This is a genomic window from uncultured Campylobacter sp., from assembly GCF_937890585.1.
Taxonomy (GTDB): domain Bacteria; phylum Campylobacterota; class Campylobacteria; order Campylobacterales; family Campylobacteraceae; genus Campylobacter_A.
This window is the reverse complement of the sequence record NZ_CALACG010000061.1, coordinates 1-9358: the sequence shown is the minus strand read 5'-3', so window position 1 is coordinate 9358 and position 9358 is coordinate 1. Positions and strand designations below refer to the sequence as shown.

Genomic DNA, 9358 nt, shown 5'->3' with positions numbered 1-9358 from the left:
TATGAGTAAATTTTTATATATTCATTACAATATGAGTTATGGTCTTTAAAATATTATAGGTATGAAGGCTTGTAAAAGATGACGAACGTATTATTTTATCTATCGAAATTTCTCTAGGATTAAGATTTAATTGGCTCATCTATTATAAAGCTCGTATTTGTTTTACTAAGTCGATAGCTTTTACATCATTTAAATATATTAATAAGATATAAGATTATGAGTTGATATATTTTTTAAAAGAATTTTATTAACTTGCAACAAAGAAGTTTAAATTTGCCTTGCAACCCAAGGCTTGAATATTTTATGTATAAATTTTAGCTATTTAGCCCAAAAAGGGCTAAATTTAGACATTAAACCTAAAGTGCATCACGTCGCCATCTTGCACAACGTAGTCTTTGCCTTCAAGTCTCATCTTACCAGCCTCTTTGGCTCCATTTTCGCCGCCATGTGCGATATAGTCATCATAGCTTATCACTTCAGCTCTGATAAAGCCTCTCTCAAAGTCGTTGTGAATAACGCTTGCTGCTTTTGGCGCTTTCCAGCCATTTGTGATCGTCCAAGCCCTTACTTCTACGACGCCAGCGGTGAAATAGCTTATCAAATTTAGCTTTGCAAAAGATGTTTTGATGATCTTTTCAAGACCGCTCTCGTTCGTGCCAAGAGATGCCAAAAACTCGTGTGCCTCTTCATCGCTTAGGCCTATTAGCTCCTCTTCTACTTTGGCGCAAAGCTTGATCACCTCGTGGTCTGAGGCTTTAGCATACTCTTTTAGTGCTTTTACAAATTTATTATCTTCGCTAAGCCCCTCTTCATCGACATTTGCGCCATAAACTACCTCTTTAGCACTTAGAAGCCTTAGCTCTTTGTTGAGCGCTAAAAATGCCTCGCTATCTCTTTGCTCGAAGCTGCTTGCGCTTTTGCCATCATTTAGGTGAGCTAAAAGTAAATTTGCTATCTCAAGCGCCTCTTTAGCGCCTTTTGCATTTGCTTTTGCCTCTCTTGTGAGCTTTTCTATCTTTTTGTTTAGCTGCTCGATGTCAGCTAGTATCAGCTCGGTTTGGATGATCTCGATGTCTCTTACTGGATCGACGCTGCCCTCGACGTGGGTGATATTTTCATCCTCAAAGCAGCGAACTATGTGTAAGATAAGCTCGGTTTCTCTAATGTTTGATAAAAATTTATTGCCAAGCCCCTCGCCTGAGCTAGCCCCTTTTACAAGGCCTGCGATATCTACGAATTCGATGGTTGAGTATTGAATTTTATTTGGACTAACTATCTTTGCAAGCTCGTTTAGGCGCTTATCAGGCACTGGTACGATGGCTTTGTTTGGCTCGATAGTGCAAAATGGATAGTTCGCACTCTCGGCGTTTTGTGCCTTTGTAAGTGCGTTAAATGTTGTTGATTTGCCCACATTTGGTAGGCCTACTATTCCAACTGAAAGTCCCATCAATCCTCCTTGCTAAGTGCTTGTAAAAAGTATAAATTCATCCTCACGCCCGCTCCACTCGCACCTGCTTGGTTGTACCCCCAAGCCTTTTCGCGGTATGCTGGACCTGCGATATCAAGGTGTAGCCACTTGTCTTTATACTCATCTTTGATAAATTTAGCTAGAAACATACCAGCTGTGATCGCGCCGCCATATCTGCTTGAGGCGCAGTTGCTAACGTCTGCGATCTGGCTTTTGATGAGCTCGCTAAGATAAGGGTTAAAATCAAGCGTAGTCGCTAGCTCGCCGCTATCTTTTATCTTGTTTTTAAACTCATTTTTTAGGCTCTCGCTGTTGCCCATGATGCCTGTCGTGTATTCGCCAAGTCCCACGACGCAAGCGCCAGTTAAGGTTGCCATGTCGATTAGGATGTCTGGCTTAAAGTCTTGTGCGTAGCTTAGGCAATCAGCCAGCACCAAACGCCCCTCTGCGTCAGTGTTTCTAACCTCTATGCTAACGCCACTTCTTGAGATAAGCACATCATCTGGTTTATAGGCGTTGCCTCCGATCATATTTTCAGTCGCACCTAAAATGGCGTGAATTTCAAATGGTAAATTTAGCTCCGCTGCACCTTTTATGATGCCAAGAGCTGCTGCTGCACCGCTTTTGTCTGATTTCATAGTAAGCATATAATCAGCCGGCTTCAAGCTAAGGCCGCCACTATCGTATGTTAGCCCTTTGCCGACAAAGATGATGCGTTTTTTAGACTTTTTAGGCTTGTAGGTTAGGTGGATGAGCCTTGGTTTATGCACGCTTGCGCGATTTACCGCTAAAAATGCGTTCATATTCTCTTTAGCTAAAAATTTCTCGTCATAGACCTCGCACTTTATGCTTGCGATGTTTTTGGCTAAATTTAAAGCGTCTTGCGCCATCTTTTGTGGGGTGTAAATTTCTGGAATTTCATTTACGATATCTTTTGTGAAATTTGTAGCACTTGCTATTATCTCTGCCTCTTTAAAGCCCTCATTTGCAGCTTTTAGATCGATCTTTTTGCCAGCAAATTCTTCAGTAGAAAAGATGATCTCTTTTAGGGTGTATTTCTCTTTTTTCTCTTTATATTTATTAAATTCGTAGCTTCCAAGCAAAAAGCCCTCAGCAAGTGCTTCAAAGCTTAGTTTTTGGCACTGCGCTACATATGAAGCTAGCTTTATGCTCTTGATGTTTAGCGACTTTAGTGCGTTATAAGCTTTAGCAGCCGCAAGCCTTAGCTCGTCAAATTCTAGCTTAGAAAGTGGCACGTAAGCCCTCTTTGCCTCGCTTAGGATGAGGACGCTCTCGCCTTTGTAATTGTTAAATTTAATAGCCTCTTTATCGCTTATAAATTTATGTTTTAACTCCTTATCAACTACGAAAATTAGTTCAATATCAGCTTTAATGTCTTTTAATTTTTTATCAACTATTTGAAACTGCATGTCTTCTGTCTCTCCTTTCGTTTAAAATTTTATTTTCGATGCGCTTAAATGCATAGATCAAAAGCCCCATAAATATAGCAACCACTGGGATAGCGACGTACCAGTGCTCTTTTGCTTCTTGCAAAAGCACAAGTATATGCTCGCCAAGTATCCAAGCAGGTATGGTGGTGATCGCCGCCCAGCACCAAGCGCTGATCAAATTTATAAAGGCGTATTTTTTAGCGTCATAGCCCGTAAGTCCTATACAAAGCGGGATGATGACGCGAAAGCCATACATATAGCGTTGCAAAAAGATGATTGGCCAGCCATATTTTTTCAGCATTATGTGCGCCACTGCAAATTTTCTCCGCTGCGTGTGAAGCCTTTTTGCGATGTATTTTTTATTGTAACGGCCAAGGTAGAAGTAAATTTGATCTCCTACAAAGCCTCCAAGTCCAGCCACAAAGATAGCAAGCGCGATGTGCATATGCGTGGTGTGAGCGAGAATTCCAGCCATTATTAAGGCCATCTCGCCCTCCATGATACACCAGACAAAAAGTATGATGTAGCCGTACTCTTTAAGCAGTTCTATAAAAAACTCTTCCATTCTAAACCTCTAAAACGCTGTAAATTTTAGTAAGCGACTTTAGCTTTTCGCTACCTTTTAGATCGACTAGATCTATGAGAAAGCATGCCTCTACGCAGGTTGCGTTAGTTTGATTGATAAGCTCTACTGAAGCCTTTGCAGTGCCTCCAGTGGCTATGAGATCGTCCACCAAAAGCACTCTAGCGCCTGCTTTTTCTCCAAAGGCATCGATGTGAATTTGCACTTCATCGACACCGTATTCTAGGCTATATTTTTGAGAAAGCGTGATAAAAGGCAGCTTTTTTGGCTTGCGAATAGGCACAAAAGGCAGCCTTAGTCTTGCTGCAAGTGCCGCGCCAAAGATAAAGCCTCGTGACTCTATGCCAGCGATGTAATCAATCTTTGCATCCTCATATCTAGCCACCAAATGATCTATCAAAAAGTTAAATGCCTCTTTGTTATTTAGTAGCGTCGTGATGTCACGAAAAACTATGCCAGGCTTTGGAAAATCGTTTATGCAGCGAATAGAGTTTAGTAAAAATTCTTTGCCTTTTTGATCTAAAATTTTCATAAATTTCCTTAAATTTGAGATTATAGTAGCGCTTCGATCTTGCCTTCAAGCTCACGTATGCGTTGCCTTAGCTTGTCGTTTTCTAGGCGGTACTGGGAATTTCTTGTGCGAAGTGAGGTTACGTCATTTTTAGTTTTGTTTAGCTCATCTGTCAAGATGTCGATGTTGCCTAGACTTCTTTGGAGTTGGATCTGAAATTTTCTTATGACGACCTCAGTGTCTTGGAGGTTATTTTTCATAAAATCTTTTGTCGCACGCTCTTTTTTTAGAAGCGTTTTGAAGTAAAAAACCATAACAGTTAGGTAGATCGCAGCACAAACAAGAGCGGTAAAAACGATCCACTCGCCTATCATTTGCCTGCCTCAAGCTCGATTTTTTCGACTCTTCTTTCGTGTCTGCCACCTGCAAACTCAGTCTTTAAAAAGGCTTCTACCGCCGAGATAGCAACGCCTGCGCCGATAACCCTTGCGCCAAAAGCGATGACATTTGCGTCGTTGTGCTCTCTGGCAAGCCTTGCAGTAAATTCATCGTGGCAAAGGGCGCATCTTACGTTTTCATGTCTATTTGCAGCGATCGAGATGCCTATGCCTGTGCCACAAACTAGCACGCCGTAGAAGTTAGGCTCAAGCTTGCTCGCTAGCAAATGCGCATAATCAGGGTAATCAACGCTATTTTTATCGTTTGTACCAAGATCAACCACTTCGTATCCAAGCCCTTTAATGGCCTCTTTAAGCTCGTTTTTTAGCTCAAAACCAGCGTGATCGCTAGCTAAGAAAACTTTGTCTATCTTCATGAAAAGTCCGTTAAATTTTTTGTTGATTATAGTCAAAGTTGCATTAAAATAAAATTTTACTCTCAGCCAAAATGAAGCTATAATTTACCAAAAATTTAAAGGAGAAAATGTGAAAAAAGCACTCTTTTTAGTGGCTTCTACGCTAGCCTTTGCAGATGAAAATCTAATAGAGATCTATACAGATCAAACCATCATCACTCAAAAATTTAGTGACGCAAACAGCTCTTTTAGCGCCTTTGTGCCAGAGGGTGTGGAGAGTGAGAGCATCACTATAAATGGGGATTGTGACGCGAATGCTAATCTAAAAAAGATCAGCGAAGAAAATAGCCAAAGTTACATAAAATGGAAGCAAGAAGTTGTAAATTTAAATAATAAACTTGAGGCGCTAAATGCAAGAGGTAGGTTTATAGAGCAAGCTTTGATAGGAGAAAACAAAAGTAACGATGTGACAAAAAGAGCTGAGGATTTTTATAAATTTAGCCTAGAAAATATTGAGAAAATTTCAGCTGTTAAAAGTGAGCTTGAAGCGCTTAAAGAAAATGAGCCAAAGAGCGAAATGGCTGGATTTTTGCAGCTTGATATGAAATTTGCTTGCAGCCCAAAAGAGGCGACGCTTTCATATATGGATGATGAGGCGCCAAAGACGCTAAATGAAATTTATGCAGATACAAAAAACAAAAATATCTTGATAAAACAAGAAATTTTGCTCACCAACCCATATGCTAGTGAAGTTAAAAATTTAAAGCTCGCTATCTATCCGACTAGGTATCAAAAAGCGCTTGCTCCAAGCAAGTTTTACCCTTGGTACGAGGAGAGCGAGGTGGAGGCTGATGGTTACGGCGCTTCAAAAAATATGCTAAGAGCTGCGAAAGTCACTGCTGAGGTCGCTGACATGCGTGTACAAAGAGATGAGAATGAGTTTACCAAAATTTGGAAGATAGATGGGATAAATTTAGCAAAAGGCGAGAGCAAATATATAACTTACGACACGCAAAAAATGGATGCAAATTTTAGCGTTTTTGCTGATTTTTACGGCTCACTAAAGGCATATAACGTAGCTAGCTTTAAGCTAAATGACGATCTAACTCCAGCTAAAACGCAGTTTTATGTTAATGGTGTGAGTGTCGGCAACCCAAGCGAGTTTGAGATAAAAGCAAAAGATGAGCCAGTGCAGTTATTTTTAGGACAAAACGAGCTAATCGAGCTTAAAAAAGAGCGATTAAATAAATTTAAAAAGAGCTCGCTTCTTGGCAAAGACCGCATAAGCGAAGAGGGCTATGAGATAAGTGTCAAAAATAACTCAAGCAAAAGTGTCGATGTCACCTTGGTCGATCGCGTGCCAGTATCTGCCGACGAGGCGGTAAAGGTCGAGATAAAGGGCTTTGATAAAAAAGATATCAGCAAAGATGGCAAGGTGGAGCTTAAATTTAGCCTCGCGCCAAAAGAGGAATTTAAAAAAGAGTACTCTTATAAGATCACAAAGCCAAAAATTTAGAGCAAATTTGCTCTAAATTTAGCCATTTATAAAGGCTCTTGCGATTTCTAAAACGTATCTTGTCGGATAAAAGATAGTATCTTTTAAAGGCGAAATGAGGATGATGATAAGGATGACAAATCCGTATCTTGAGATACCCTCAAGCTTTTCTGCCAGTGCGTGAAAGCCAAAATTTCTAAGCGCATACTCGAGCGCGTGAAAGCCGTCAAGTGGCGGGATCGGATAGAGGTTAAAGATGGCTAACATCAAATTTAAAAGCGCAAGCGTAAATAAAAACTGAAGTAAAATTTCAAATGTTTCTATGTTTAGCAAAGCCTTCAACACAAAAAGCGACAAGATGCCTAGGATGATGTTGTAGCAAATGCCAGCTAGGCTTACATAGATAGCTGCCTTGTATCCGCCATTTCGCACGACTGTGTAGGTATTTACAGGCACTGGTTTTGCCCAGCCAAACATCATGCCAGTGCTTAGATAAAGCACCAGTGGCACGATGATAGTGCCAACAAGATCGATGTGTTTTATGGGATTTATGCTAAGTCTGCCAAGGCTTTTTGCGGTGTTGTCGCCAAATTTATAAGCGACATATCCGTGAGCGATCTCGTGGCCTACGATGGCGATTATTAAAGAGATGACGATAGTGGCGACTTTGATAGGGTCAAAATTAGTGAAGTCCATCGACTTCTCCCTCTTTTAGAGCTTGTTTTGTGAAAAACTCATCGTTTTCTATCGTATCTACAAAGCGTCCGATACGCTCCCAGCGCACATTGTAGTTATTGTCCCAGCTGAAATAAATAAACCAAGGCTGACCGACTATATCTTTATAAGCCACGCTTCCCCAAAAACGGCTGTCGTTTGAGTGATCGCGGTTGTCGCCTATCATAAAGTACTCATCTTTTGGCACTTTTACGTAAAAAGCGTTAAAGTTAAAATTTGGATTTTGCGGTAGTGAGCTAATGAGCGCTGGCTTCATAAAAACGTTTGATTTGTTTGTATTTAGCATGAAAACCATCTGCTCAAATAAATTTACATTTTCGTCGTAATGGATGCCACTAAATCTATATGGCTCTTTTATGAAAAGCTTGCCATCAAGCTGGGCTACGTCGCTACATGAGTAGCCAAATTTACTCTCTTTGCCGTTTAAATTTTCACGGCAGTTTGCCTTTATGAAGCTATCTCCCTCTTTTGGGCGTAGATAGAGGGCTTTTTCAGTAAAAACGATCTCGTCTTCGCTAGTTGCAAAGCAGCGCTTTACAAAGTGAGTTTTCTCATCGTTTGGATAGCGAAATACGACTATATCGCCCCTGGCAGGACCATCGCCTGTGATGAGGTGACCATTGCCATTTAGCTCAGGTAAAATTTTTACCTCAAGCCATGGAATTCTTGGCGTTGGTATGCCATAAACATACTTTTTAGCAAATAAAAAATCCCCAACCAAAAGTGTGTTTTTCATCGAACCAGACGGGATCACAAAGGCTTGAGCTACAAAGAAAATGACAAGCAAAACGATGATAACCGTGCCTGTCCAGCTCGAGCAAAAGTCATAAAATTTAGTAAAAGCTCTCTTCATTATCTCACTCTTTAATTTTTAGCTATCTTTGCTTGTGCAGCAAGGATTGTGTTGTTTAAAAGCATGGCTATGGTCATCGGACCAACGCCGCCAGGAACAGGCGTGATGTATGAGCATTTTGGTGCGACCTCGTCAAAATCCACATCGCCCACAAGCCTGCCATCATCAAGTCTGTTTATGCCCACATCAACGACTACCGCGCCATCTTTTACCATATCAGCCTTTAAGAAAAATGGCTTGCCAATGGCTGCAACGATAAGGTCAGCATTTTTGCAAATTTCTTTTAAATTTTTAGTCTTGCTATGCGTCACCGTAACCGTTGCAGAGGCGTTTAGGAGTAAATTTGCCATAGGCTTGCCAACGATGTTGCTTCTGCCGATCACCACTGCATTTAGTCCAGCTACATCTATGCCATACTCTTTTAAAATTTCCATCACGCCAAGCGGTGTGCAAGGCACAAAGCCTTCAAGTCCGCTAACAAGTTTGCCAACATTTACAGCGTGAAAACCATCTACATCTTTTCGTGGATCGATCGCTGCGAGCACGACGTTTGTATCGATGTGCTTTGGCAGTGGCAGCTGAACCAAGATGCCATGGATGCTATCGTCTAAATTTAGCACGTTTATAAGGGCAAGTAGCTCGTTTTGGGTTGTGTTTTCGCTTAGACGGTGAGCCACGCTTTTTATTCCGTATTCGTTGCAGGCTTTCTCTTTGGCTCTAACGTATGTTTGAGATGCCTTATCTTCGCCGACCAAGACGACGGCTAAGGTTGGTTCGACACCAAATTTCTTTAGCTCATCAGCTCTTACTTTTACGCTTTCTTTGACCTTTAAAGATACGGCTTTTCCGTCTAAAATTTTCATATTCGATCCTTACTTAAAAGCTTTTTTAATCACAAGGGTGGTATCATACCTAAAATTAAATTAAATTTTTAAAAGAGAGGTTTATGAGGTCTGTTTTTTTGATTTTGCTTTTTTGTGTGGCGATTTTTGGTGCTGATTTTATCACAAAGACCGAGTACGCCAAGATGCTCTACCTAAATCCACGTGGCATAGGCTGCGATAAATGTCACGGCGCAAAGGGCGAGGGTAGTCTAATCTCTAAATACAAGCACTTTGACAAAAAGGCAAACAAAACAGTAGATGATGAGCTTAGAGCGCCAAAGATAAATGATATAGACTTTGAAAGCTTTAAAGCAGCTCTAACAAAGCCAAAAGGCGTCATGCCAAGCTACTTTTTGACAGACGAGGAGACGACTATACTTTATGAATACATCACAAATCAGATGAAACCTCCTGCAAAATCGGCAAAATCGCAAAATTTAACCAAGCCAGCCGCACCTGCTGCTACGCAAAAACAGCCTGAATCCACTAAAACTGCGCCTGCTGTAAAACCTACCGAGCCAGCAAAGCAAGCACCAGCTACAAAGCTAGCTGATCCTGCTAAAGCGGCCGCCACTCAAGGTGCAA

10 protein-coding genes and 1 pseudogene are annotated in these 9358 nt (G+C 41.0%); 2 read left to right on the top strand and 9 right to left on the bottom strand.

Annotation, left to right across the window (positions count from 1 at the left end; translation table 11 throughout):
- Positions 1 to 343: 343 nt before the first annotated feature.
- Genes ychF through rpiB form a run of 6 tightly spaced genes read right to left on the bottom strand, consistent with a single transcriptional unit; the run spans position 344 to position 4827 of the window.
- Positions 344 to 1447 (bottom strand): redox-regulated ATPase YchF, encoded by a 1104-nt coding sequence (gene ychF, locus Q0296_RS01590; protein ID WP_149705898.1) that lies wholly within the window; start codon positions 1445 to 1447, stop codon positions 344 to 346.
- Positions 1447 to 2898, bottom strand: a complete 1452-nt coding sequence (locus Q0296_RS01585) for a leucyl aminopeptidase (RefSeq protein ID WP_298035872.1) — start codon at positions 2896 to 2898, stop codon at positions 1447 to 1449. Before Q0296_RS01585 ends, ychF begins: the two co-directional genes overlap by 1 nt.
- The gene (locus Q0296_RS01580; protein WP_054196332.1) at positions 2879 to 3484 is read right to left on the bottom strand and encodes a DedA family protein; all 606 of its coding nucleotides are present in this window, start codon (positions 3482 to 3484) and stop codon (positions 2879 to 2881) included. Before Q0296_RS01580 ends, Q0296_RS01585 begins: the two co-directional genes overlap by 20 nt.
- Position 3485: 1 nt before the next feature.
- Positions 3486 to 4034: an adenine phosphoribosyltransferase gene (gene apt, locus Q0296_RS01575; protein ID WP_298035870.1), complete on the bottom strand. Its 549-nt coding sequence runs from the start codon at positions 4032 to 4034 to the stop codon at positions 3486 to 3488.
- Positions 4035 to 4054: 20 nt separating this feature from the next.
- The gene (locus tag Q0296_RS01570; protein WP_002939538.1) at positions 4055 to 4387 is read right to left on the bottom strand and encodes a hypothetical protein; all 333 of its coding nucleotides are present in this window, start codon (positions 4385 to 4387) and stop codon (positions 4055 to 4057) included.
- Entirely contained in the window at positions 4384 to 4827 is a 444-nt protein-coding gene (gene rpiB, locus Q0296_RS01565; protein ID WP_298035866.1) for a ribose 5-phosphate isomerase B, read from the bottom strand. Before rpiB ends, Q0296_RS01570 begins: the two co-directional genes overlap by 4 nt.
- Before the next feature lie 109 nt (positions 4828 to 4936).
- Between rpiB and Q0296_RS01560 the strand changes: the two genes are divergently transcribed.
- Positions 4937 to 6322 carry a DUF4139 domain-containing protein gene (locus Q0296_RS01560; RefSeq protein WP_298035864.1) on the top strand — a complete coding sequence of 462 codons (1386 nt, stop codon included), beginning with the start codon at positions 4937 to 4939 and terminating at the stop codon, positions 6320 to 6322.
- A gap of 18 nt (positions 6323 to 6340) precedes the next feature.
- On the opposite strand, the gene Q0296_RS01555 is transcribed toward Q0296_RS01560, so the two are convergent.
- From Q0296_RS01555 to folD, 3 genes are read right to left on the bottom strand one after another with little or no spacing between them, the layout of a single operon-like run.
- Positions 6341 to 6997 (bottom strand): site-2 protease family protein, encoded by a 657-nt coding sequence (locus tag Q0296_RS01555; protein WP_298035863.1) that lies wholly within the window; start codon positions 6995 to 6997, stop codon positions 6341 to 6343.
- Positions 6984 to 7889 (bottom strand): signal peptidase I, encoded by a 906-nt coding sequence (gene lepB / locus Q0296_RS01550; RefSeq protein WP_298035861.1) that lies wholly within the window; start codon positions 7887 to 7889, stop codon positions 6984 to 6986. Before lepB ends, Q0296_RS01555 begins: the two co-directional genes overlap by 14 nt.
- 11 nt (positions 7890 to 7900) lie before the next feature.
- Positions 7901 to 8752 (bottom strand): bifunctional methylenetetrahydrofolate dehydrogenase/methenyltetrahydrofolate cyclohydrolase FolD, encoded by an 852-nt coding sequence (gene folD, locus Q0296_RS01545; RefSeq protein WP_298035859.1) that lies wholly within the window; start codon positions 8750 to 8752, stop codon positions 7901 to 7903.
- Between the two features lie 83 nt (positions 8753 to 8835).
- Between folD and Q0296_RS01540 the strand changes: the two are divergent.
- Positions 8836 to 9165 (top strand): annotated as a pseudogene (locus tag Q0296_RS01540) (c-type cytochrome); the annotation flags it as partial.
- Between the last annotated feature and the right edge of the window lie 193 nt (positions 9166 to 9358).